This is a genomic window from Alkalilimnicola ehrlichii MLHE-1 (assembly GCF_000014785.1).
Taxonomy (GTDB): Bacteria; Pseudomonadota; Gammaproteobacteria; order Nitrococcales; family Halorhodospiraceae; genus Alkalilimnicola; species Alkalilimnicola ehrlichii.
Genome location: NC_008340.1, coordinates 71338 through 93472 on the forward strand (window position 1 = coordinate 71338; position 22135 = coordinate 93472).

20 protein-coding genes are annotated in these 22135 nt (G+C 69.3%); 12 read left to right on the forward strand and 8 right to left on the reverse strand.

The window, feature by feature from the left end:
* Window positions 1-96 precede the first annotated feature (96 nt).
* The 6 genes from hslV (at window position 97) to ubiB (ending at window position 5497) form a co-directional block, all read left to right on the forward strand.
* Window positions 97-648 (forward strand): ATP-dependent protease subunit HslV, encoded by a 552-nt coding sequence (hslV, locus tag MLG_RS00335; protein ID WP_011627819.1) that lies wholly within the window; start codon window positions 97-99, stop codon window positions 646-648.
* A gap of 14 nt (window positions 649-662) precedes the next feature.
* Complete coding sequence (gene hslU, locus MLG_RS00340) at window positions 663-1985, forward strand: ATP-dependent protease ATPase subunit HslU (RefSeq protein ID WP_011627820.1); 1323 nt, start codon at window positions 663-665, stop codon at window positions 1983-1985.
* Between the two features lie 71 nt (window positions 1986-2056).
* Window positions 2057-2428: a gamma-butyrobetaine hydroxylase-like domain-containing protein gene (locus tag MLG_RS00345; RefSeq protein ID WP_011627821.1), complete on the forward strand. Its 372-nt coding sequence runs from the start codon at window positions 2057-2059 to the stop codon at window positions 2426-2428.
* Window positions 2429-2431: 3 nt separating this feature from the next.
* Window positions 2432-3208 carry a bifunctional demethylmenaquinone methyltransferase/2-methoxy-6-polyprenyl-1,4-benzoquinol methylase UbiE gene (ubiE, locus tag MLG_RS00350; RefSeq protein WP_011627822.1) on the forward strand — a complete coding sequence of 259 codons (777 nt, stop codon included), beginning with the start codon at window positions 2432-2434 and terminating at the stop codon, window positions 3206-3208.
* A 1-nt stretch (window position 3209) separates the two neighbouring features.
* Window positions 3210-3839, forward strand: a complete 630-nt coding sequence (locus tag MLG_RS14605) for a ubiquinone biosynthesis accessory factor UbiJ (RefSeq protein ID WP_011627823.1) — start codon at window positions 3210-3212, stop codon at window positions 3837-3839.
* A complete protein-coding gene (gene ubiB, locus MLG_RS00360) occupies window positions 3836-5497 on the forward strand; it encodes a ubiquinone biosynthesis regulatory protein kinase UbiB (protein WP_011627824.1) in 1662 nt (553 codons plus the stop codon). Before MLG_RS14605 ends, ubiB begins: the two co-directional genes overlap by 4 nt.
* 31 nt (window positions 5498-5528) lie before the next feature.
* Here ubiB and speA read toward each other — a convergent pair whose 3' ends face one another.
* A complete protein-coding gene (speA, locus tag MLG_RS00365) occupies window positions 5529-7415 on the reverse strand; it encodes a biosynthetic arginine decarboxylase (protein ID WP_011627825.1) in 1887 nt (628 codons plus the stop codon).
* 119 nt (window positions 7416-7534) lie between these two features.
* On the opposite strand from speA, the gene speE reads away from it, so the two are divergent.
* The 3 genes from speE (at window position 7535) to MLG_RS00380 (ending at window position 11632) form a co-directional block, all read left to right on the forward strand.
* A complete protein-coding gene (gene speE, locus MLG_RS00370) occupies window positions 7535-8395 on the forward strand; it encodes a polyamine aminopropyltransferase (protein WP_011627826.1) in 861 nt (286 codons plus the stop codon).
* Between the two features lie 104 nt (window positions 8396-8499).
* Window positions 8500-11043: a bifunctional diguanylate cyclase/phosphodiesterase gene (locus MLG_RS00375; protein WP_049753490.1), complete on the forward strand. Its 2544-nt coding sequence runs from the start codon at window positions 8500-8502 to the stop codon at window positions 11041-11043.
* A gap of 31 nt (window positions 11044-11074) precedes the next feature.
* Window positions 11075-11632: an RDD family protein gene (locus MLG_RS00380; RefSeq protein WP_011627828.1), complete on the forward strand. Its 558-nt coding sequence runs from the start codon at window positions 11075-11077 to the stop codon at window positions 11630-11632.
* Window positions 11633-11653: 21 nt separating this feature from the next.
* Here the strand turns inward: MLG_RS00380 and MLG_RS00385 are convergent, their stop codons facing one another.
* Window positions 11654-12463 carry an ABC transporter permease gene (locus MLG_RS00385; protein ID WP_011627829.1) on the reverse strand — a complete coding sequence of 270 codons (810 nt, stop codon included), beginning with the start codon at window positions 12461-12463 and terminating at the stop codon, window positions 11654-11656.
* Window positions 12460-13110, reverse strand: coding sequence for an ABC transporter ATP-binding protein (locus tag MLG_RS00390; RefSeq protein ID WP_011627830.1), 651 nt, complete (start codon window positions 13108-13110; stop codon window positions 12460-12462). Before MLG_RS00390 ends, MLG_RS00385 begins: the two co-directional genes overlap by 4 nt.
* A gap of 168 nt (window positions 13111-13278) precedes the next feature.
* Here MLG_RS00390 and MLG_RS00395 point away from each other — a divergent pair, with 168 nt between their 5' ends.
* Entirely contained in the window at window positions 13279-15984 is a 2706-nt protein-coding gene (locus MLG_RS00395) for an AAA family ATPase (RefSeq protein WP_049753491.1), read from the forward strand.
* Between the two features lie 194 nt (window positions 15985-16178).
* On the opposite strand, the gene MLG_RS00400 is transcribed toward MLG_RS00395, so the two are convergent.
* Entirely contained in the window at window positions 16179-17429 is a 1251-nt protein-coding gene (locus tag MLG_RS00400; RefSeq protein WP_011627832.1) for an ammonium transporter, read from the reverse strand.
* A 62-nt stretch (window positions 17430-17491) separates the two neighbouring features.
* Window positions 17492-17830, reverse strand: coding sequence for a P-II family nitrogen regulator (glnK, locus tag MLG_RS00405; protein WP_011627833.1), 339 nt, complete (start codon window positions 17828-17830; stop codon window positions 17492-17494).
* A 242-nt stretch (window positions 17831-18072) separates the two neighbouring features.
* Here glnK and ubiK point away from each other — a divergent pair, with 242 nt between their 5' ends.
* Together ubiK and MLG_RS00415 are read left to right on the forward strand one after the other, a co-directional pair.
* A complete protein-coding gene (ubiK, locus tag MLG_RS00410) occupies window positions 18073-18387 on the forward strand; it encodes a ubiquinone biosynthesis accessory factor UbiK (protein ID WP_011627834.1) in 315 nt (104 codons plus the stop codon).
* 63 nt (window positions 18388-18450) lie between these two features.
* On the forward strand, window positions 18451-19968 hold the full coding sequence (locus tag MLG_RS00415) for a YifB family Mg chelatase-like AAA ATPase (RefSeq protein ID WP_011627835.1): 1518 nt from the start codon (window positions 18451-18453) through the stop codon (window positions 19966-19968).
* A gap of 23 nt (window positions 19969-19991) precedes the next feature.
* On the opposite strand, the gene MLG_RS00420 is transcribed toward MLG_RS00415, so the two are convergent.
* The 3 genes from MLG_RS00420 to MLG_RS00430 form a co-directional block, all read right to left on the reverse strand.
* Window positions 19992-20546, reverse strand: a complete 555-nt coding sequence (locus tag MLG_RS00420) for a c-type cytochrome (protein ID WP_011627836.1) — start codon at window positions 20544-20546, stop codon at window positions 19992-19994.
* Window positions 20547-20714: 168 nt separating this feature from the next.
* The gene (gene argB / locus MLG_RS00425) at window positions 20715-21629 is read right to left on the reverse strand and encodes an acetylglutamate kinase (protein ID WP_011627837.1); all 915 of its coding nucleotides are present in this window, start codon (window positions 21627-21629) and stop codon (window positions 20715-20717) included.
* A 285-nt stretch (window positions 21630-21914) separates the two neighbouring features.
* The gene (locus tag MLG_RS00430; protein WP_011627838.1) at window positions 21915-22124 is read right to left on the reverse strand and encodes a DUF2905 domain-containing protein; all 210 of its coding nucleotides are present in this window, start codon (window positions 22122-22124) and stop codon (window positions 21915-21917) included.
* Between the last annotated feature and the right edge of the window lie 11 nt (window positions 22125-22135).

Below are 22135 nucleotides of genomic sequence, written 5' to 3' on the forward strand. Positions count from 1 at the left end.
CAGACACCGTGCCACCCTACCGGCCCGGGTGGTACAGCCGCGCGACGCCTCATGTAGAATGATCGGCCAACTCTCTCACCGAATCCGGGAGGCGTCGTGGAACAGTTCAGAGGCACGACCATACTGGCCGCCAGACGCGACGGTCAGGTGGTGATCGGCGGTGACGGCCAGGTCACCCTGGGCCATACCGTCATGAAGGGCAACGCCCGCAAGGTGCGCCGGCTCCACAACGGCCGGGTGTTGGCCGGTTTTGCCGGCGGCACGGCGGACGCCTTCACCCTGTTCGAACGCTTTGAGGGCCAGCTGGAGAAATACCGCGGCAACCTCACCCGGGCCGCCGTCGAGATGGCCAAGGACTGGCGCTCGGACCGTGTCCTGCGCCGCCTGGAGGCGCTGCTGATCGTCGCCGACCGCGAGGCCATGCTGGTCATCTCCGGCAATGGCGATGTCATCGACCCCGAGGACGACCTGGTGGCCATCGGCTCCGGCGGCCCCTACGCCCAGGCGGCGGCCACGGCCCTGATGCGCCACAGTCAGCTCTCCGCCCGAGAGCTGGTGGAGCAGGCCCTGGGTATCGCCGGCGATATCTGCATCTATACCAACCGCAACCTCAGCATCGAGGAACTGGGTCCCGATAGCGAGGACTGAAGGCAGGTAACCCCATGTCCGAAATGACGCCCCGTGAAATCGTCCAGGAACTGGACAAGTACATCATCGGCCAGGACGCCGCCAAGCGCTCCGTGGCCATCGCCCTGCGCAACCGCTGGCGCCGCATGCAGGTGGACGAGGCCCTGCAGCCGGAGATCACGCCGAAGAACATCCTGATGATCGGCCCCACCGGTGTGGGCAAGACGGAGATCGCCCGTCGCCTGGCGAAACTGGCGCGGGCGCCCTTCATCAAGATCGAGGCGACCAAGTTCACCGAAGTGGGCTACGTCGGACGCGATGTGGAGTCTATCATCCGCGATCTGGTGGATATCGCCATCAAACTGGTCCGTGAGGAGGCGATGGAGCGGGTGCAGCACCAGGCCGCCGACGCCGCCGAGGACCGGGTGCTGGACATCATGCTGCCCCGGGCCCAGAGCTTCGATCAGGAGGACCCCAGCGCCGGCACGCGCCAGAAGCTGCGCAAGAAGCTGCGCGAGGGGGCGCTGGACGACCGCGAGATCGAGGTGGAGCTGCGCGCCTCGCCCATGGGCGTGGAGATCATGGCGCCGCCCGGCATGGAGGAGATGACCAACCAGCTCCAGCAGATGTTCCAGAACTTCGGCGGCGAGAAGACCAAGCGCCGCAAGATGAAGGTCAAGGACGCGCTGGAGGTGCTCAAGGACGAGGAGGCCGCCCGACTGGTCAACGACGAGGACCTGAAGGCCGAGGCAGTGGAGCGCGTGGAGCAGAACGCCATCGTCTTCCTGGACGAGATCGACAAGGTCTGCAAGCGCGCCGAGCAGGGCACCGGCGGGGACGTCTCCCGTGAGGGGGTGCAGCGCGACCTGTTGCCGCTGGTGGAGGGTTCCACGGTCTCCACCAAGCACGGCATGGTGCGCACCGACCACATCCTGTTCATCGCCTCCGGCGCCTTCCACCTGTCCAAGCCCTCCGACCTGATCCCCGAACTGCAGGGGCGGCTGCCCATCCGGGTGGAGCTGGAGGCGCTGACCACCGACGACTTCGTGCGCATCCTCAGCGAGCCCAGCGCGTCGCTGGTCCACCAGTACCAGGCGCTGATCGCCACCGAGGGCTGTGAGCTCGAGTTCACTGAGGACGGCATCCGCCGGGTGGCGGAGGTGGCCTGGGAGGTCAACAGCCGCACCGAGAACATCGGCGCCCGCCGCCTGCACACGGTGATGGAGCGGCTGCTGGAGGAGATCTCCTACAGCGCGGCGGACCGTGGTGGGCAGCAGGTGACCGTGGACGCCGATTACGTCGATCAACACCTGGGTGGCCTGGTACAGGATGAGGACCTGAGCCGGTATATTCTCTAGAGATGAGCCGGTTGGCGCGGCCCGCTCCGAGGTGGGCAGCGCCCGGTCCGATTTCCGGTTGGAGCAGAGCTATGAAAGTCCCCAGCAACATCCGCCTGCACAAGGCCTCGCGCGTCCTGGAGGTGCAGTTCGACGACGAGGTCTTTCACCTGCCCTGCGAGTATCTGCGGGTGCACAGCCCCTCCGCCGAGGTGCAGGGCCACGGGCCCGGCCAGGCCGTGCTGCAGACCGGCAAGGAGGCGGTGAACATCACCGAGATCGAGCCGGTGGGCAGTTACGCGGTGCGGCTGCGCTTCGACGATGGCCATGCCACCGGGCTCTACACCTGGGAGCTGCTCTACGATCTGGGCCGCAACCAGGAGGCCTATTGGCAGCGTTACCTGGAGCGCCTCGCCGAGGCGGGCTACACCCGGCACGAGCCGGCCGACAGCGGGAGGCACTAGCCCATGAACGACAGGTCCGGAGACACGCGTTCGAAGCGGGACGGCACCATTGATTTCGGCTATCAGCAGGTGCCGGTGCAGGAGAAGGCCCGGCGGGTCGGCCAGGTCTTCCGCTCGGTGGCCGACCGCTACGACCTGATGAACGACTTGATGTCGGCGGGCCTGCACCGGCTCTGGAAGCACCAGGCCATCAACCGGGTGCAACCCCGGCGTGGCCACCGCATCCTCGACCTGGCCGCCGGTACCGGCGATTTGACACTGGCGCTGTCCAAGCGGGTCGGGCCGGAGGGCCAGGTGGTCATGACCGACATCAACGAGGCCATGCTCGCCCGCGGTCGCGACCGCATGATTGACGCCGGCCGGGTGGACAATGTCCGCTACGCCCTCTGCAACGCCGAGGCGCTGCCCTTCCCCGACCAGTACTTCGATCGCGTCACCATCGCCTTCGGGCTGCGCAACGTCACCCACAAGGACACCGCCCTGCGCGAGATGTACCGGGTGCTCAAGCCGGGCGGCTGGGCGACTGTGCTGGAGTTCTCGCGAGTCTATATCCCGCCGCTGCGCCCGGTGTACGATCTTTACTCGTTCCGGGTGCTGCCGCTGATGGGGCGGCTGGTCGCCAACGACGCCGAGAGCTACCGCTATCTGGCCGAATCCATCCGCATGCACCCGCCGCAGGAGCAATTGGCCGCGATGATGGCCGAGGCCGGCTTCGAGGATTGTGACTACCTCAACCTGTCGGCCGGTGTGGTCGCCATCCACCGGGGTTTCCGCTACTGACATGACCGCCTGGGATCTCGTCTGCACCACTCTGCAGCGCCTGCTGGACACCGTCCTGGCGCTGGACCCGGACACCCCACTGCGCCTGCGCCCGCTGGCGGGCCGGCAGGTCTCGGTGGAGCTGGTGGACGGCGGCCGGCTGCTGCTGAGTTTCACCGCCACCGGTGTCACCGTCACCCCGCTGCGGGAGGAGGACGACGGCGGCGCCCAGGCCCACATCCGCACCACCCCCGGCGCCCTGCTGGCCCTGGCCCGGCGCCGCGGCGAGGGCGCGGAGGGGTTCGAGTTCCGCGGCGATGTCCACACCGTGCAGGCGGTGCGCGACTTCTTCTCCGGGCTGGAGGTGGACTGGGAGGCCCAGTTGGCCCGGGTGGTGGGGGACATCCCCGCCCACGAGGTGGGCCGCCTGCTCCGCGGGCTTGGCCAGTGGGGGGGCGAGGTGCTGGAATCGGCCCGGCTCAACCTGGGCGAGTACCTCACCGAGGAGGGCCGGCTGCTGCCGCCCCGGGCCGAGGTGCGCGGCTTTGTCGAGGAGGTCAGCGTGCTGCGCCAGGACGCCGACCGGCTGGCCGCCCGCATCGCCCGGCTGGAGCGCCGCCACGGCCAAGGGTCCGCGGGGGGCGGGGTATGATCCGTCTCGGTCGCCTGCCCCGCCTCATTTACATCAACTGGGTCCTGCTGCGCCACGGCCTGGACGAGGTCATCCTGGCCACCCACCTGTTCCGGCCGCTGCGCTTTCTCGGCTGGTTCATGCCCTGGCGCTGGCTGCGCCGCCGGCATATCCCGCGGGGTCAGCGCATTCGTGGCGCCCTGGAGGACCTGGGGCCGATCTTCGTCAAGTTCGGACAGATCCTCTCCACCCGTCGCGATCTGCTGCCGCCGGATATCTCCGAGGAGCTGGCCCGGCTGCAGGATCGGGTGCCGCCCTTTCCGGGCAGCGAGGCCCGGGCCATCGTCGAGCGGGCCTATGGGCATAGCCTGGACGAGTACTTCGAGCACTTTGACGAGGTGCCACTGGCCTCTGCCTCCATCGCCCAGGTGCACCTGGGTCGGCTGCGGGATGGCCGCGATGTGGTGGTGAAGGTGGTGCGCCCGGGCATCCCCCGGGTGATCCGCCGCGACCTGGATCTGATGTACACGGTGGCCGGCCTGGCCGAGCGCTACTGGAGTGAGGGCAAGCGGCTGCACCCCATGGACGTGGTGCGCGAGTTCGAGAAGAACCTCTACGACGAACTGGACCTGATGCGCGAGGCGGCCAACGCCTCGCAGCTACGGCGCAACTTCGAGGGCTCCGCCCTGCTCTACGTGCCTGAGGTGGACTGGCCGCTGACCCGGCGCGACGTCATGGTCATGGAGCGCATCCAGGGCATCCACATCAGCGACGTGGAGACCCTGCGTGCCCGTGGCGTGGACATGCAGGCGCTGGCCGAGCGGGGGGTGGAGATCTTCTTCACCCAGGTCTTCCGCGACAGCTTCTTCCACGCAGACATGCACCCGGGCAACATCTTCGTCGACCCGGACCGGCCGGACGACCCCCGCTACCTGGCGGTGGATTTCGGCATCATGGGCACTCTCAACCCCACCGACCACCGCTATCTGGCGGAGAACTTCCTGGCCTTCTTCAACCGCGACTACCGCCGGGTGGCGGAGCTGCACGTGGAGTCGGGCTGGGTGCCGCCGGATACCCGGGTGGATGAGTTCGAGGCCGCCATCCGCACCGTCTGCGAGCCGATCTTCGAGCGCCCGCTGCACGAGATCTCCTTCGGCGCACTGCTGCTGCGGCTGTTCCAGACCGGCCGGCGCTTCAACATGGAGGTGCAGCCGCAACTGGTGCTGTTGCAGAAGACCCTGCTCAACATCGAGGGGCTGGGCCGCGACCTCTACCCGGAGCTGGACCTGTGGAAGACCGCCAAGCCCCATCTGCAGCGCTGGATGGACGAACAGGTGGGGCCGCGCTCCGTCCTCGCCAAGTTCCGCCGCCAGTTGCCGCGCCTGGGTGAGGAGCTGCCGGACCTGCCCATGCGGGTGATCAAGACCCTCAACGAGGTGGAGGCCCTGCGCTCCGAGGTGGAGGCCCAGAACCGGCAGCTCTCGCAGCTGCGCCGGGAGATCCGGCTGGGCAGTGCGCGCAGCTTCGCCACCATCAGCGGCGCAGCGCTGATCATCAGTGCCTTCGTGCTGCTGGGGCTGGACGGCTATGCCCCGGCCATGCTCGGCGACGCCCCCTTCATGACCTGGGTGCTGGGCGGTGCCGGCGGTCTGCTGCTGCTGGCCGCCTGGCCCCGTTAACTGGCCCGGTTAAACCGCCACCGGGCGCCGGTCAGGTGTCCAGGTAGGTGTAGCCCCTCAGCCCCGCCTCCAGGTCCGCCAGACACTGCGCCCGCGCCGTCGCGTCCAGGCCGGCCGCGGCCACGACCCGCTCGCGGTAGATCCCCCGCAGCACCTCAGCATCGAAGTCCACGTAGCGCAGCACGTCGGTGATGGTGTCGCCGTGGGCGGCACCGCTCAGCGCGTAGCCTTCCCCGGTCAGGCGCACGTTGACCGAGTGGGTGTCGCCAAACAGGTTGTGCATATCGCCCAGGATCTCCTGGTAGGCCCCGACCAGGAAGATCCCCAGCAGGTAGGGCTCGCCCGGCCGCCAGGGCGGCAGTGGCAGGGTGCTCTCCACCCCGTCGCGGTCCACATAGCCGCGGATACAGCCGTCGGAATCGCAGGTCAGGTCCTGGAGCACGGCCCGGCTGGCCGGCGGCTCGTCCAGGCGCTGCAGCGGCAGCACCGGGAAGATCTGGTCGATGGCCCAGACGTCGGGCATGGACTGGAACAGCGAGAAGTTGCAGAAGAGCTTGTCCGCCAGCTTCTCGTTCAGCTCGTCCAGGAGCTCGCGGTGCGGCCGCCGGCGGGGGTCGAGCCGCTGCAGCAGGGCGTGGCAGACGGCCTGCCAGATCCGCTCGGCGCGGGCCCGGTCGGTCAGGTTCAGCACCCCGTGGGCGTACAGCTCCTGCGCCTCGGCCAGGCCGTGGGCGGCGTCGTGATAGGCCTCCAGCGGATGGCGCCGGTCCAGCCCGGTCCAGACGGTCCAGAGCTCGTGCAGCACCCGCGGGGCGGCGTCGGCCGGGGCGAGTAGATCGGCGCCACCCGGCACCCGGTCGCCGTCGATTACATCGGTGATCAGCACCGCGTGGTGGGCGGTCATGGCGCGGCCGGACTCGGTGATGATGTCCGGGTGCGGCAGGCCCTCGTCCTCGCACACCTGCCACAGGGCATGCACCACGTTGTGGGCGTATTCGGCCACGGTGTAGTTCATGGAGCAGAAGCTGCGCGAGCGGCTGCCCTCGTAGTCCACCCCCAACCCGCCGCCCACGTCCACGGTCTCCACCGGGGCGCCCAGGGCGCGCAGCTCGGCGTAGTAGCGGGCGGCCTCGCGCATGCCGCGGCGGATATCGCGGATGTTGGGGATCTGCGAGCCCAGGTGGAAGTGCAGCAGCCGCAGCCAGTCAAGACAGCCGGCGGCCCGCAGCCGGTCCACCACCGCCAGCGCCTGGGCGGCGGTGAGGCCGAATTTCGACTTCTCGCCGCCGGTGTTCTGCCACTTGCCGGCACCGATGGTGGCCAGCCGCACCCGCATCCCCAGGCTGGGGGTGACGCCCAGGGCGGCGGCCTCCTCCAGCACCAGCTCCAGCTCCGAGGCCTTCTCAATCACCAGGTGGACCTGCAGGCCCAACTGCCGGCCGCGCAGCGCCAGGCGCACGTACTCGCGGTCCTTGTAGCCGTTGCAGACCACCGTGCCCCCGGGCGGGGTGAGCGCGAGCACCGCCATCAGCTCCGGCTTGCTGCCCGCTTCCAGACCCACCCGGCCGTTGCCGTGGCGGATGATCTCCTCCACCACCCGGCGCTGCTGGTTGACCTTGATCGGATAGACGGCGCGGTAGCCGCCCCGGTAGCCGTCCTCGACCATGGCCTGCCGAAAGGCCTGGCAGAGGCTGTCCACCCGGTCGTGGAGGATATCGAGGAAGCGCACCAGTACCGGCAGTCCCAGACCCTGGTGGCGGGCCTCGGCGGCGATCCCGGCCAGGTCCAGCGGCGCGCGGGCGGGGTCGCGGTCGGGCCGAGCCACCACCCGGCCCTCGTCGCTGATGTCGAAATAGCCGCCGCTCCAGTGCTGCACGCTCCAGACCTGGCGGGCCAGCCCGATGCTCCAATCGCTCATAGTGCCTGTTCCTGCCAAACCGTTGGGGCACCCGGCCTCGTGGGCCTCGGCGCGGGCGCCATATGGTACCACCCGGTGGTATCATTGCCGCCCCCGGAAACAGCGCGCGGAGTGGCGTGATGAGGCGTGACGACAACTGGTTCACCGAGGTCCTGGAGGAGGAGGGTATGGCCTTCTCCCTGCGGGTGCGTGAGAAGCTGCACGAGGAGCGCACCGCCTTCCAGCACATCGAGGTCTACGAGACCGAGGCCTGGGGCCGGCTGCTGGTGATCGACGGCTGCGTGATGCTCACCAGCCGCGACAACTTCGTCTACCACGAGATGATGAGCCACCCGGCGCTGTTCACCCACCCGGACCCGCGCCGGGTGGCGATCATCGGCGGGGGTGACTGCGGCATGCTGCGCGAGGTGCTGAAGCACCCGGGCATCGAGTCGGTGGTGCAGGTGGATATCGACGCCGGGGTCACCCGGGCCGCCGAGCGCTACTTCCCGGAGCTCACCGAGGCCAACGACGACCCGCGCGCCACCCTGCTGTTCGATGACGGTGTGGCCTGGATCCAGGACCAGCCGGCGGGCAGCCTGGACGTGGTCATTGTCGACAGCACCGACCCGGTGGGGGTGGCGGAGGGGCTCTTCGGCCCGGGCTTCCTGGGCCAGGTGTATCGGGTGCTGGGCGACCAGGGCCTGATGGTGCAGCAGAGCGAGTCGCCCATCCTGCACCGGGACACCATCCTCGAGCGCCTCCACGGCCACATGCGCGGCAGTGGCTTCGCGCCGGTGGTTACCCTGCCCTACCCGGTGGTCAGCTACCCGTCCGGCTGGTGGTCGGCGACCCTGGCCAGCAAGGGCCCGCATCCGGCGGCCTTCCGAGAGTCGGACGCGCGCGCCAAGGCCTTTGCCACCCTGTACTACAACGCCGATATCCACCGGGCGGCACTGGCGGCGCCGGAGTTCTGCAAAGGCCTGCTCACCGATCAGTAGGGGCCGGGCGACGGACCTGTGGTAACGCGACGTTGCTTGTCGCACTATAACTCTTGTTATAGTAAGACCTCCCTTTGGCGACCGGTCCGACCCGATCCTCACCCGTGGACAGCCCCAATCCTGCATTCGATGATCTGCACCGGGTCCTGGAGGCTAGCCCCGCCGTCACCTATGCCCTGACCCGTGACGGGCAGTCGTTGCGGCCGGTTTACATCAGCGCGCACATCGAGGAGTTGCTTGGCTACCCGGTGGCGGACTGGATGGCCGACCCGCAGTTTTGGCGGCAATGCCTGCACCCGGACGATCGTGAGCGGGTGTTGGCCCAGTCGGCCCGCCACCTGCCCGAGGGGCTGGTGGACCACGAGTACCGGGTCCGCCACCGCGACGGCAGCTATCGTTGGGTGCATGACCGCCTGCGGTTAATGCCGGCGCGGGACGGCCGGCCGGCGATGGCGGTGGGTGTCTGGCAGGACATTACCCACCGGGCGCGGGCCGATCGGCTGCTGCGCACGCTCTCCCACCTCACCGCCCGGGTCACCGGCGATGATTTCTTCCGAACCCTGGTGCGGCACCTGGCCGAGGCTTTGGACATGCGTTACGTCCTGCTCGGCGAGCTGCCCGGGCACCCGCCCACGCGGGTCCATACCCGGGCCCTGTACGCCGACGGCGCGATCCGGCCGAACGTGACCTACCCCCTGGCCGGAACACCCTGTGCCCGGGTGCTGTCCGATGAGCCCTGCCATTACGCCAACGATGTCTGCCGTGACTTCCCGGAGGACGAACTCCTCCGGGAGATGGCGGTGGAGAGCTATTTCGGCGTCCCCATCCGGCGGGCCGACGGCACCATCACCGGCCTGTTGGCGCTGATGCACGACCAGCCGCGCGAGATCTCGGCCACCGAGCGGGCGGTGATCGCCCTCTTTGCCGCCCGTGCCGGTACCGAGCTGGCGCGCCACCAGGCGGAGGAACAGCTCCAGTTGATCGACCAGGTCTTCGAGGGCAGTCGCGATGCCATCATCATCACCGACGCGCAGACGCGCATCCTGCAGGTGAACCCGGCCTTCGAGGCCATCAGCGGCTACCGCGAGGAGGAATTGGTGGGCCGCACGCCCCGCCTACTTCAGTCGGGCCACCAGGGGCCGCGCTTCTACCGTGAGATGTGGGAGGCGCTGAAGAGTCGGGGCCACTGGCAGGGGGAGCTGTGGAACCGGCGGGCGGATGGCGAAACCTACCCCAGCCTGTTATCGGTGAGCGCGGTGACCAACGACAACGACGAGGTCACCCACTATATCGGGATCGCCAGCGACATCACCTCACACAAGGCGGCCGAGCAGCACATCGACTACCTGGCCCACTACGATACCCTTACCGGCCTGGGTAACCGGCGCCTGCTGGAAGAGGAGCTGGAGCGCATGCTGCGCAATGCCCGCGGTGGCCGCCCCTTCGCCCTTTTTTTCCTGGACCTGGACCGGTTCAAGAACATCAACGACACCCTGGGCCACGAGAGCGGCGACCGCCTGCTGGAGGAAGTGGCGGATCGGCTCCGCGACTTGGCCGGTCCGCAGGCGACCCTCTGCCGCATCGGCGGTGATGAGTTCGCCATTCTGGCGCCCGGGCTGAGCCACCGTCAGACGGCCGGCATTGCCCGCCAGCTGGTGGAGGGGATCTCCCGGCCCTATGAGATCACCGAGCGCCCGCTGGTGGTCACCTGCAGCGTCGGGGTGGCGGTTCACCCGCGCGACGGCACCCGCCGTGAGGCCCTGATCAGCGCCGCGGACACCGCCCTGCACTACGTCAAGGCCCACGGCAGTAACCACTATCAGTTCCATGAGCCGGGCATGACTGCGGCCGCCGCTGAGCGCCTGCACCTGGAGAACGACCTGCGTGAGGCGCTCCTGCGCGGGGAGTTCGAGCTCTACTACCAGCCGGTGCTCGACACCGAGCGCCTCACGGTCTGCGGCGCCGAGGCCCTGCTGCGCTGGCACCACCCGGAGGCCGGTCTGATCCCCCCCGACCGCTTCATCCCGCTCGCCGAGGAGACCGGTCTGATCCGCCCCATTGGGACTTGGGTGCTGCGCGAGGCCTGTGCCCAGGCGGCGCGCTGGCGCCGGCTGGGGCTGACCGGGATGACCGTCTCGGTGAATGTCTCCGGCGAGCAGTTCTGGCGCGACGAGCTGCCCCAGGCGGTGCGCCAGGCGTTGGAGGCGCAGGCCCTGGCGCCCGACGCCCTGGTGCTGGAGATCACCGAGAGCGTGCTGATGCACGGCAGCGCCAACACCGAGACCCGGCTGCGCGAACTCAAGGCCATGGGGGTGGGGCTGTCGCTGGACGATTTCGGCACCGGCTACTCCAGCCTCAGCTACCTGAAGCGCTTCCCCATCGACACGCTGAAGATCGACAAGTCCTTTGTCCGTGATATGGTCAGGGACGAGCATGACCGTACCCTGGCGCAGACGGTGATCGCCATGGGCCACGGTCTGGGCCTGCAGGTGGTTGCGGAGGGCGTGGAGAGTGCCGAACACCTCCCGCTGCTGCGTCGTGCCCGCTGCGATCGCGTGCAGGGCTACCACTTCAGCCGGCCGCTACCGGCCCGGGCCTTGAGCCGGTGGATCCAGCAGCACCAGTGCAGCCGGTCACCGCAGGACTGATCCAGAGCGAGCGGAAAGGAAGGGCGCAATAATGCATTGCAGCCAGTGTGGCCAGGAGAATCCCCGGGAGGCGCGTTTCTGCGTGAAGTGCGGCGCACCGCTGGACCCGGAGGAGTTGCGTATGGTGGCGCGGGAGACGGGGCGCTTCAGCGATATGCCCGTCGCCACGGCCGGTTACGGCGGCTTCTGGCGCCGGGTGCTGGCGGCCATCGTCGACGGCCTGCTGCTGGGCATCCCCCTGGCCGTGCTGCAGCACCTGTTCATGCCCGCGCCGACCGGCGACCCGGAGGCCATGGCCCGGGCCGAGCTGACCTGGTCGCTGGTGAATATCCTGGTCTGGTGGCTGTACGCCGCGGGGATGCACAGCTCGGTCTACCAGGCCACCGTGGGCAAGATGGTGCTCGGTATGTATGTGGTGGATTACCAGGGCGGGCGCATCTCCTTCGCCCGCGCCACCGGCCGTTATCTCGCCGAGATCCTGTCGGCCATGCTGCTGCTGATCGGCTACCTCATGGTGGCCTTCACCCGCCGCAAGCAGGGCCTGCACGACTTCATTGCTGGCACCCTGGTGGTGCGCCGCGCCCGCTGAGCCCTCCGCTGAGCCCGGGGCTCAGCCCCGCCCCGGCTTCAGCCGGTCCAGGCGCAGGCGCTCGCGCTCATCGAACAACCGCCGGGCGCCGAACCACACCGCCAGCAGGGTCCCGAACCCGGTGCCGACGGTGATCAGGAACATGATCAGGATCTGGTATTTCACCGCCTCCATGGGCGGCGCCCCGGCGAGGATCTGACCGGTCATCATCCCCGGCAGGCTGACGAGGCCGGCGGCGGCCATGGCATTGATCATCGGGATCATCCCTGAGCGCATGCTGTCGCGGCGGATCTCCTCGATCGCCGACCACCAGGGCTCGCCCAGCATCAGCCGCGCCTCGATCACCGGCCGCTGCTGCCAGGCGCTGTCGTTGAGCCGGTCCAGCGACAGGGCGATGCCAGTCATGGTGTTACCGAGGATCATGCCCAGGATGGGGATGGCGTACTGCGGCTGCCAGATCGGGGTCGGCTGCACGATCACCGTCAGTGCCAGCAGCATGGTCACGAACGACGAGACGAACATGGCCGCGGTGCCCAGGCCGTATCCCCACCAGCCGGCCATGCGCCGCTTCTGCCTTGCCATCACCTCGCGCCCGGCCACCGCCAGCATGACCACGCTCATCAGCACCACCCAGTAGAGGGTGGCATGGGCGAACAGGGCCTGCAGCACCAGGCCTACCAGGGCCAGTTGCACCACCGTGCGCAGCGCGGCCACCAGCAGCGGTTTGGCCACGCCCAGCCGGGTCCAGTGACTGAGTGCGGCCAGCAGCACCACCAGTACACCCGCGATGGCGAGGTCCCAGGGGGTGAGATGGATCAGCTCGCCGGTCATCGCACCTCCTCCAAGCGGCCGTGGCGCAGGGTGTAACCCCGGTCGGCCACCCGGGCGCGTTGCGCCGGGTCGTGGCTGACCCAGAGCAGCCCGCGGCCGGCACGGCGCTGGTCGGCCAGGTAGCGTTCCACCCGTTCGGTGTTCCGGGTGTCCAGGTTGGCGGTGGGCTCGTCCAGTAACAGCACCCAGGGCGGCGGGGGTGCGCCGTCCAGCGGCGCCGGCGTCCCCGCCACGCCGCGGGGGTGTAGCAGCCGCACCAGGGCCAGTCGCTGCTTCTCACCGGTGGACAGGCGCTGGACCTGCCAGTCCAGCACCTCCGGCTCGAAGCCCAGTGCGGCCAGGTCCGCGGCGGGGACCTCCGCGGCCAGGTGTTCGCCCACGGTCTCCAGCCACCAGGGGGCCTCCGCCGGCAGCAGGGCTACGTGCCGGCGCCAGTCGTGGCCGGCGTAGTGGTCACGGGGGCGGCCGGCAAGGGAGACCGCGCCCCGGTGCGGGTCGAGGTCAGCCAGGGCCCGAAGCAGGCGGGTCTTGCCGCTGCCGGATGGGCCCCAGAGCGCCACGCACTCGCCGCCGTCGAGGCGCAGGTCCAAGGGAGCGAGGAGACCGAAATCCAGGGCCTCGGCGTGCAGCAGCGGGGAGGGTGTCATCGTCGGCGGCGGCCTATCGGGTTTTCGTTACTGGAACTACCCGGCACTATACAGGGTACGGTGTGGCGATGGTCCCGCCGTCGGTGTGATCCACCTTTCGCGAGGTCGGCGCGACGCCGTTTGTGGTCTATGGCAGGCGGAATCCACCTGCCGGCTTGGGGGAGCGTTGTGAGGCTGGAACTGCGGACGCTGGGCAGGACCGAGGCCCGGCTTGATGGCGAGGCATTGCCGGGGCTGTGCCATACCAAGATCGGGCTGCTCCTGGTCTATCTGGCCGTTGAGCGGCCGCGCCGCGTGCCCCGCCTGGAACTGGCCGGGCGCTTCTGGCCGGACCAGGCGGCCGACGCCGGCCGGGCCAACCTGCGCCAAGCGCTGTTCCAACTGCGCCGGCAACTGGGCGGGGCGGCGGCAGACCTGCTGCAGGCGGACGCGCGCCAGGTGAGATTGCGGCCGGAGGCCGGGGTGTGGGTGGACGGTCTAAGGCTGGAGGCCTGCGTCCGGCCATCGGCGGCGCGGCAGCGACTCGACCCCGCGCAGTTGCTTACGGAGCTGAACGCCTACCAGGGGCACTTTCTGGTCGACCTCGGTGTGTCCCCGGAGGCCACCGGGCTGGAGGACTGGCTGACCCAAAACCGGCAGCGTTTCTGGCGTGCGGCGCTCACCCTCCTGGAGCAGTGCCTGGAGGAGCGGCCGAGCCCGGAGGACAACGAGCGGATCCTGCGGGAGCTGCAACGCTTTCTGGACCTGGAACCCTTCGATGAGGTATTGCACCGGCTGATGATGCGGGGGCTGGCCGCCGGCCGCCAGCCCACCCGCGCCCTCGACCATTTCCTGGCCTTCGAGGCATTGCTGCGGCGCGAGCTGGACACCCGGCCCGGACCGACCCTGCGCCGGCTCTATAGCGAGCTGCGCGAGCGCCTGGCCCCCGCTGCCCAGGCCTCGGTGGAGGACGTCCGTCTGCGCCCTGAGCGCCGGCGCGTGGCCTTGGTGGTCTGTGACCTCCGCCCGCCCCCGCGCACTGCCGGGCAGACCGATGTGGAGACCCTGACCGCTGCCGTGCAGCAGGGGGTCACCCGGGTGGAGAGCGCGTTGTTCGAGCACCGGGGCCACATCGTCCGCCTGCCCTGGGCCTGCCTGCTGGGCTATTTCGGTTATCCCAGCGGACGCGAGGAGGCCACCCTGGATGCCCTGCGCGCGGCCTGGGAGGCGTTGCAGAGCGGGCCCGCTGGGGTGCGCCCGCGGATCGCCGTGGACTCCGACGTGATCATCACCGGCAGTGAGCCGGAGGTGCCGGATCCGGCCGGTCTGCTCACCGCCCGCGCGCTGAGCCTGGCGGAGCGCACTGCCCCGGGCACGGTAGCGGTCTCGCCGGGGATTCGCGACCGTTTCCAGGGGCGCTTCCGTTTCGCCGGCGGTGGGACGTCGGCACCACGGCTGGTCAACAACCCCGGTCATGCCGACCGGGTCGAGGCCCGGCTGGCGCGGGCAGCGGTCCCGCTGATCGGGCGGGCCGAGCCGCTGGCCCGGCTGCGCCGCGCCTGGCGTCAGGCCGCAGATGGCCGTTGCACCAGCCTGGTGATCCGCAGTGAGGCCGGGCTGGGGAAAAGCCGCCTGGCCCGCGGCCTGGCGGAAGAGGTCCGGGAGGAGGCGGCGCTGGTGCTGATGCTGCCCTGCCGCCAGCGCCTCAAGCGACAGTTGCTGATGCCGCTGCGCCAGGCCCTGGCCGGCTGGATCGGTCCCCGGCCGGACCAGCGCCGGGCCCGCGCCCGGCGGCGGCTACTGCAGGCGCGGCTGCGCCCCCATTTGGATCATGGCGCCGCCGCCCGCCGTCTGGCGGCCTGGCTGACCGACACCGGCGACCGCGGTCTGATCCGCCAGGGCAGTGATCGCGACCGGGTGCTGGACAGCCTGGTCCAGGTACTGGCCGGTGAGACCCGGCGCGGGCCGGTGCTTATCGTCTGTGATGACGCCCATTGGATCGACTCCGGTACCGCCGAACTGTTTCGCCGCATTCAGCGCCGCCTGGCGCGGCACCCGGTGCTGCTGATCCTCACCGGCCGCATGAGCTTCCGCGCCGAGTGGCTACATACCGCGCCTGGGGAGTTGCGCCTGAGCGGCCTCTCCGGGCCGGACAGCCAGCGGCTGATCCGCGCCCTGGACGGCGATGGCGTGCTGCCGGAGGCCACCCGGCGCGCGATCAGCGCACGCGGCGAGGGTGTCCCGCTGTTCCTGGAGGAGCTGACCCTGCACGCCCTGCAGCGGCACCGGGGCGGCGAGCCCGGGGCGGCCCTGCCGCCGGGGTTGTCCGACCTGTTGGTCGCGCGGTTGGAGAGCCTGGGACCCTGTCGCGAGCTGGCCCACGCTGCTGCCGTCATCGGCCGGGAGTTCGACAGCCGCCTGCTGGCCCGCCTCACCGGCAGCAACCTGGACCAGGTGCAGACCCAGGTGAAGCGGTTGATGGCCCAGGGTTTCGTCGAGCGTGACGGCAGCCGCCTGCGGTTCCGGCACGCCCTGTTCCATCAGGCCGCCTACGAGGCCCTGTTGGCCACCGAGCGCCGGGCGCTGCACGGTCGCCTCGCGCAGTTGCTGGAGGAGGACGCCGCGCTCGGGCTGGACGCCCCGGACCACGAGGTACTGGCCGAGCACCTGCGTGAGGCGGGGCGTCCGGAGGAGGCGGTGGAGCACTGGCTGATGGCCGGGGAGCATGCCCTGGCTCTGGGCATGCTCCCCGAGGCGGAGCAGCATTGCGCCGATGCACTGGCATTACTGGGACGGCTCACCGAGGCGGGGGGGCCGCCTGGGCGTCAGCGGAGCGATGGGCAGGCCCGAAAAAAAGGCGGGCCGGCTGAGCCGACCCGCCCAACACAACGCTGAAAGGGTAGGTATTCCATCGCGGCGGCGGGTGGCAGTGCCACCGGTGCGGGCGCCACGATGGGGGCATTCTCAGGGGGGCTTCACCCCGGCGCAAACCGGCCAATAACGGGGTAATAACGCCGCCGGGCGGCCCCGAAAAAAGCGGGCGCCGGAGCGCCCGCAAAAGCCACCGCTGAAGGAGAAGTTGCCTGGCGTTACGTCTTGCTCTGCTGGACAAAGTCCGGGTAGGCCTCGATACCGCACTCGGTGATGTCCAGGCCCTGCTGCTCCTCTTCCTCGGTCACGCGGATCCCCATGACCGCCTTGAGGATCAGCCAGAGCACCAGGCTCACGCCGAAGGTCCAGGCGAAGATGGTCAGGATGCCCGCGATCTGGGCGAAGAAGCTGGCGTCGTCCATCCAGAGCAGGACGGCCATGACGCCCCAGATGCCGGCCGTGCCGTGGGCGGAGATCGCCCCGACGGGGTCGTCGATCTTGAGCTTGTCCAGGCCAACGATGGAGAGCACCACCAGCACGCCACCCACGGCACCGATGAAGGTCGCCAGCAGCAGACTCGGCGCATCCGGGCCGGCGGTGATGGAGACCAGACCGGCAATGGCGCCGTTCAGGGCCATGGTCAGGTCGGCCTTGCCGAACATCAGGCGGGCGGTGACCAGCGCCGCCACCACGCCGCCGGCCGCGGCCAGGTTGGTGTTGGCGAAGACCAGGGCCACCGCGTTGGCGGAGTCCACGTCGGAGACCTTGAGCTCGGAGCCGCCGTTGAAGCCGAACCAGCCCAGCCAGAGGATGAACACACCCAGCGTGGCCAGCGGCATGTTGGCGCCCGGGATGGGCCGCACCTCGCCGTTGGGGCCGTACTTGCCCTTACGCGGGCCCAGCACCAGCACCGCGGCCAGGGCGGCGGAGGCACCGAACATGTGCACGATGCCCGAGCCGGCGTAGTCGGCGTAGCCCAGCTGGTCGAGGAAGCCCTCGCCCCAGCTCCAGTAGCCCTGGATGGGGTAGACGAAGCCGGTCAGCACCACCGCGAAGAGCAGGAAGGACCAGAGCTTCATGCGTTCGGCCACCGCCCCCGAAATAATGGACATGGCCGTGGCCACAAACACCACCTGGAAGAAGAAGTCCGAGACGTCGGAGTAGTAGGAGGCCTCACCGGCCGCCACCGCCGCGGCGCTGTTGTCGGACGCGCCCAGGATGAAGCTGATGGATGGGATGACCGAACTCAGGCCGTCGCCGTACATGATGTTGTAGCCCACCACCATGTACATGATGCAGGCGATGGCGTAGAGCGAGATGTTCTTGGTGAGGATTTCCGTGGTGTTCTTGGAACGGACCAGCCCCGCCTCCAGCATGGTAAAGCCGGCGGCCATCCACATGACCAGCGCGCCGGATACCAGGAAGTAGAAGGTATCCAGGGCGTATGAGATTTCGCGTATCTCTTCCATTGCTTTGACTCCCGATGACCCTTGTGTCGATTGCTGTAGGGATCAGTGGTGAATGGACGGCCCTACAGCGCGTCCGAACCGGTTTCGCCGGTGCGGATGCGAATGGCCTGCTCCAGAGGGAAGACGAAGATCTTGCCGTCGCCGATCTTGCCGCTGTTGGCCGCCTTGGCCACGGCCTCGCAGGCCCGATCGACCAGGTCGTCGGCCAGCGCCACCTCGATCTTCATCTTGGGGAGGAAATCCACCACGTACTCGGCGCCGCGGTAGAGCTCGGTGTGCCCCTTCTGACGGCCGAATCCCTTGACCTCGGTGACGGTGATGCCTTGCACCCCGATCTCCGAGAGGGCCTCGCGCACGTCATCGAGCTTGAAAGGCTTGATGATTGCAGTTACCAGTTTCATTGGGTTGGTCCTCTAACAGTCCTTGCCAAAACCCGCTTGAGGTCGAAACGCCTGATGGCGTTCGGCCGGAGGTGCTGCACGGGGCGTGCCAAAACCCTTAATACGCGGGAAAACAGGCCGTTGTTGCGCCTGTCCGGCGGCCTGCGCCATACTGCAATGCACCACGCGGGGGATCGCCCCGCGCCGGCGCACCAAATCGGTGCGACGCACCAAAGATGGGAAGCCACCCGGGAGAGATCGCCATGCTGGACCCGAAGACCCTTGATGAAATGGCCAGGAAGTTCACCGCCAACCTGCCCGAGGGCGTGCAGCAGTTTCAGCGGGAAGTGGAGCAGAACGTGCGGGCCAGCCTGCAGGCCGGGTTCTCCCGGCTGGATCTGGTGACCCGTGAGGAGTTCGATGCCCAGGCCCGCGTGCTGGCGCGCACCCGCGCCCAATTGGAGGAACTGACCCAGCGGGTGGAGGCCCTGGAGGCCGCCGCCGCTGGGGGTGGCGACGCCGCCGCTCCGGCCGGGGAGAAGCCGCAGGACACGCAGGGCCAGGACAAGAAGGCCTAAGCGCTCACAGACACTCCGCCCAGCGGAACCGGGCGGGGTTGCATCACAAGGAGGTGGACAGGGATGTCATTGGCTGTGGTTCATACCCGGGCCTCGCTGGGGCTGGCCGCCCCGGAGGTCACCGTGGAGGTACACATCGGGCCCGGGCTGCCGGCACTGGCCATCGTCGGGCTGCCGGAGACCGCCGTGCGCGAGGCGCGCGAGCGGGTGCGCTCGGCGCTCACCATGGCGGGCTTTGAGTTCCCTGCCGGCCGCATCACGGTGAATCTCGCCCCCGCCGACCTGCCCAAGGGCGGCGGTCGTTACGATCTGCCCATCGCCCTGGGCATCCTCCGCGCCTCTGAACAGCTAAACGCCCCTCTGGGCGACTGGGAGTTCGCCGGCGAACTGGCCCTCAGCGGCCGCCTGCGGGCCATCCCCGGGCTGCTGCCGCTGGCGGTGCAGGCGCGCAAGGCCGGGCGGGGGCTGGTGGTGCCCGAGGCCTGCGGGGGCGAGGTGGCGTTGGTCCACCGCAACGCCCTGACCGCGGGGCATCTCCTGGATGTCTGTCGGCACCTGGGCGGTGAGGCCTGTCTGGCGCCGGCGTGTGCCCGGGCGTCGGAGCCGGCCGGGGCGCCGGTGGCGGACCTGGCCGACGTGCGCGGCCAGGCCGGCGCCCGACGGGCGCTGGAGATCGCCGCCGCCGGCGGCCACGCCCTCCTGCTGTGCGGCCCGCCGGGTACCGGCAAGAGCATGCTGGCGGCGCGCCTGCCGGGGATTCTGCCCGCCATGACCGAGGCCGAGGCCCTGGAGGCGGCGGCGGTGGCCTCGGTCAGCCATGCGGGGTTTCGTCCCGAGCAATGGGCCCGCCGGCCCTTCCGCCAGCCGCACCACAGCGCCTCACAGGCGGCGTTGATCGGCGGCGGGCGCAAGCCCGGGCCCGGCGAGGCCTCGTTGGCTCACCGCGGCATCCTGTTCCTGGACGAGCTGCCGGAGTTCAGTCGCGGCGCGTTGGAGGCCCTGCGTGAGCCGCTGGAGACCGGCGAGGTGCATATCTCCCGGGCCTCGGCCCGGGTCAGTTACCCGGCCCGGTTCCAGCTCATAGCGGCCATGAACCCCTGCCCCTGCGGCCACCTGGGGGACCCGGCCGGGCGTTGCCGCTGCACCCCGGAGCAGGTCCAGCGGTATCGCGGCCGGCTCTCCGGCCCACTGATGGACCGGCTGGACATGCAGGTGGCGGTGCCCCGGTTGAGCGCGACCGAATTACAGGTCGACGGGGCGACGGGGGAGGACAGTGAGGTGGTGCGGGCTCGGGTGACGGCGGCCCGGGCCCGGCAACAGGCCCGGGCGGGCGTGGAGAATGCGCACCTCCAGGGGCGGGCCCTGGAGGCCCATTGCCGGCTGGCGCCGACGGACGCCCGGTTGCTGGCCCGGGCCATGGAGCAGCTGGGGTTGTCCGCTCGGGCCTACCACCGGGTGTTGCGGCTGGCGCGCACCATTGCCGATCTGGAGGGTGCGGACGCGATCCACTCCCCGCACCTGACCGAGGCGCTGGCCCTGCGCCGGGGCCTGGAGCCCGGTCGCGGTGCGGTCGGGCCCTGAGGCCGGGCCCTTAGCAGCGGACCTTAGTAGTCCACGGCCAGCCCGGCCTCTTCCAGCATCCAGATCACCACCCAGCGCAGCTCGGTGTCGTCGGCGTCGGCGCCGCCGCGCGGGGGCATGGCGCCCATGCCGCTGATGACGTTGTTGACCAGGCCGTCCAGGCCGCGCTCCTCGAAGCGGGGGGCCCACTCGCCCTCCTCGCCCGTCACCGGAGAGCCGGCCACGCCGGTGGCGTGGCAGGCCATGCAGGCGGCCTGGTTGATCTGTTGCGCCACCTCGGCGTCGAAGGCGGGGCGCTCCTCCGGTTCGGCGGGTTCTTCCACCTCGGCGACCTCGGGGTCGACGTCGTCCTCGACCACGTCCGGGGCCTCGTCCCGCCCGGCGATGGCGACCTGGCCCACCGGGGCGATGGCCTGAAGCACCCGCTCGCGCTCATGCTCGGCGCGCTGCTCGGCCACGTGGCCGAGGGTGCCGCCGGTGTACTGGGAGAGGCCGGCCAGCGCCAGCGCAATCAGCGCCAGCAGGATGATGATTCCGATGAAGGTGTTTACGAAGGTCTGGTCCTGAGTCTTGCTCACGTGGATTCCTCACCACTGGTGGTCAAATCAGTGCGAATAATACTTTTTCTTGGCCGCAAAGCTTGCCACGAAATGGGGTGCGTGGGTAGCCCTGACCGGCGGGCGTTGGTTCGCTCTTTTGTCGCCCGTGGTTAAGGGTAGCAGTCGCGGCCGCTGTGGGGTACTGCATCAGCGTCGCTGGATCAGGGTGCCCACGCCGGCGTCGGTGAACAGCTCCAGCAGGCAGGCGTGCTCCACCCGGCCGTCGATGATGTGGGCGGCGTTGACGCCGCCGGCGACGGCATCGAGGGCACAGCGGATCTTGGGCAGCATGCCGCCGGCGATGGTGCCGTCCTGGATCAGGGCGTCCACCCGTGCCGGGTTGAGCCCGGTGAGCAGTTCCCCCTGCTTGCTGAGGACACCGGGGGTGTTGGTGAGCAGCATGAGCTTTTCCGCCTCCAACACTTCGGCGATCTTGCCGGCCACCAGGTCGGCGTTGATGTTGTAGGAGAGCCCGTCCTCGCCGACGCCGATGGGGGCGATGACGGGGATGAAGGCGCCGTGGTCGAGCATGTCGACCACTGAGGGGTCGATGTGCTCGACCTCGCCCACGTGGCCGATGTCGATGATCTCGGGGGGCTGTTCGGCGGCGTCCTGGTGGGAGAGTCGCAGGCGGCGGGCCCGGATCATGCCGCCGTCCTTGCCGGTGAGCCCGACGGCGCGGCCGCCCTGGCTGTTGATGAGGTTGACGATCTCCTTATTAACCAGCCCGCCGAGGACCATTTCGACCACGTCCATGGTCTCGGCGTCGGTGACCCGCATGCCCTGGACGAACTCGGTGTGTTTGCCGATACGCTCCAGTAGTTTGCCGATCTGGGGGCCGCCGCCGTGGACGACGACCGGGTTGAAGCCGACGAGCTTCATCAGAACGATGTCGCGGGCGAAGCTCTGCTTGAGGGCGTCGTCGACCATGGCGTTGCCGCCGAATTTGACGACGATGGTCTTGCCGCTGAAACGGCGGATGTAGGGCAGGGCTTCGTTGAGGACGCGGGCGACCAGGGTGGGGGCGACCTTGTCGGCGTTATTGATGGTGGTGTCGGTCATGGTGGTTGGGTCCTGGGTTTTTGTGCTGGTTTGTCTTGGCTGGTGCTGAGTTTTCTGGTGGCGGAATGGGTGGCTTCGTTTCGGGCCGCCCTGCTGGTCCGGGCCTTCCGTTCAGGGGACGCCGTGAACCCGTCCCTGGGGGCTTGTAGGCAGCATCCCTGCTGCCTACACCCCTGAACGGAAGGCCCGGACCAGCAGGGCGGCGGGGCGGATGAAGGGCCTCGTAACCTGGATGGGTTCGCCCACCTGCCCATTTGTCGGGAGACGATCAGCCGCGATGGCCCGTCAGCGCCGGAAGATCAGCCAAAGGATCACCGTCAGCACGAGGCTGACCAGTATGGAGGTGGTCAGCGGGAAGTAGAACTGGAAGCCCTCGCGCTGGATGTGGATGTCGCCGGGCAGCCGGCCCAGGCCGAGTTTGCTCAGCCAGGGCCAGAGCAGGCCGGCGACGACCAGGACGATGCCGATAGTCAGCAGCAGACGGCCGATGTCCATCCTCTCCGGGC

Bases quoted from the DNA above. Each gene is read 5' to 3' on its own strand.
- ubiK (WP_011627834.1), top strand. From the start codon at position 18,073: ATGCTGGACCCGAAGACCCTTGATGAAATGGCCAGGAAGTTCACCGCC.
- MLG_RS00430 (WP_011627838.1), bottom strand. From the start codon at position 22,124: ATGGACATCGGCCGTCTGCTGCTGACTATCGGCATCGTCCTGGTCGTC.
- speA (WP_011627825.1), bottom strand. From the start codon at position 7,415: ATGAGCGATTGGAGCATCGGGCTGGCCCGCCAGGTCTGGAGCGTGCAG.
- ubiB (WP_011627824.1), top strand. From the start codon at position 3,836: ATGATCCGTCTCGGTCGCCTGCCCCGCCTCATTTACATCAACTGGGTC.
- MLG_RS00345 (WP_011627821.1), top strand. From the start codon at position 2,057: ATGAAAGTCCCCAGCAACATCCGCCTGCACAAGGCCTCGCGCGTCCTG.
- ubiE (WP_011627822.1), top strand. From the start codon at position 2,432: ATGAACGACAGGTCCGGAGACACGCGTTCGAAGCGGGACGGCACCATT.
- MLG_RS00385 (WP_011627829.1), bottom strand. From the start codon at position 12,463: ATGACCGGCGAGCTGATCCATCTCACCCCCTGGGACCTCGCCATCGCG.
- MLG_RS00380 (WP_011627828.1), top strand. From the start codon at position 11,075: ATGCATTGCAGCCAGTGTGGCCAGGAGAATCCCCGGGAGGCGCGTTTC.
- MLG_RS00400 (WP_011627832.1), bottom strand. From the start codon at position 17,429: ATGGAAGAGATACGCGAAATCTCATACGCCCTGGATACCTTCTACTTC.
- argB (WP_011627837.1), bottom strand. From the start codon at position 21,629: ATGACCGACACCACCATCAATAACGCCGACAAGGTCGCCCCCACCCTG.
- glnK (WP_011627833.1), bottom strand. From the start codon at position 17,830: ATGAAACTGGTAACTGCAATCATCAAGCCTTTCAAGCTCGATGACGTG.
- speE (WP_011627826.1), top strand. From the start codon at position 7,535: ATGAGGCGTGACGACAACTGGTTCACCGAGGTCCTGGAGGAGGAGGGT.
- MLG_RS14605 (WP_011627823.1), top strand. From the start codon at position 3,210: ATGACCGCCTGGGATCTCGTCTGCACCACTCTGCAGCGCCTGCTGGAC.
- MLG_RS00415 (WP_011627835.1), top strand. From the start codon at position 18,451: ATGTCATTGGCTGTGGTTCATACCCGGGCCTCGCTGGGGCTGGCCGCC.
- hslU (WP_011627820.1), top strand. From the start codon at position 663: ATGTCCGAAATGACGCCCCGTGAAATCGTCCAGGAACTGGACAAGTAC.
- MLG_RS00390 (WP_011627830.1), bottom strand. From the start codon at position 13,110: ATGACACCCTCCCCGCTGCTGCACGCCGAGGCCCTGGATTTCGGTCTC.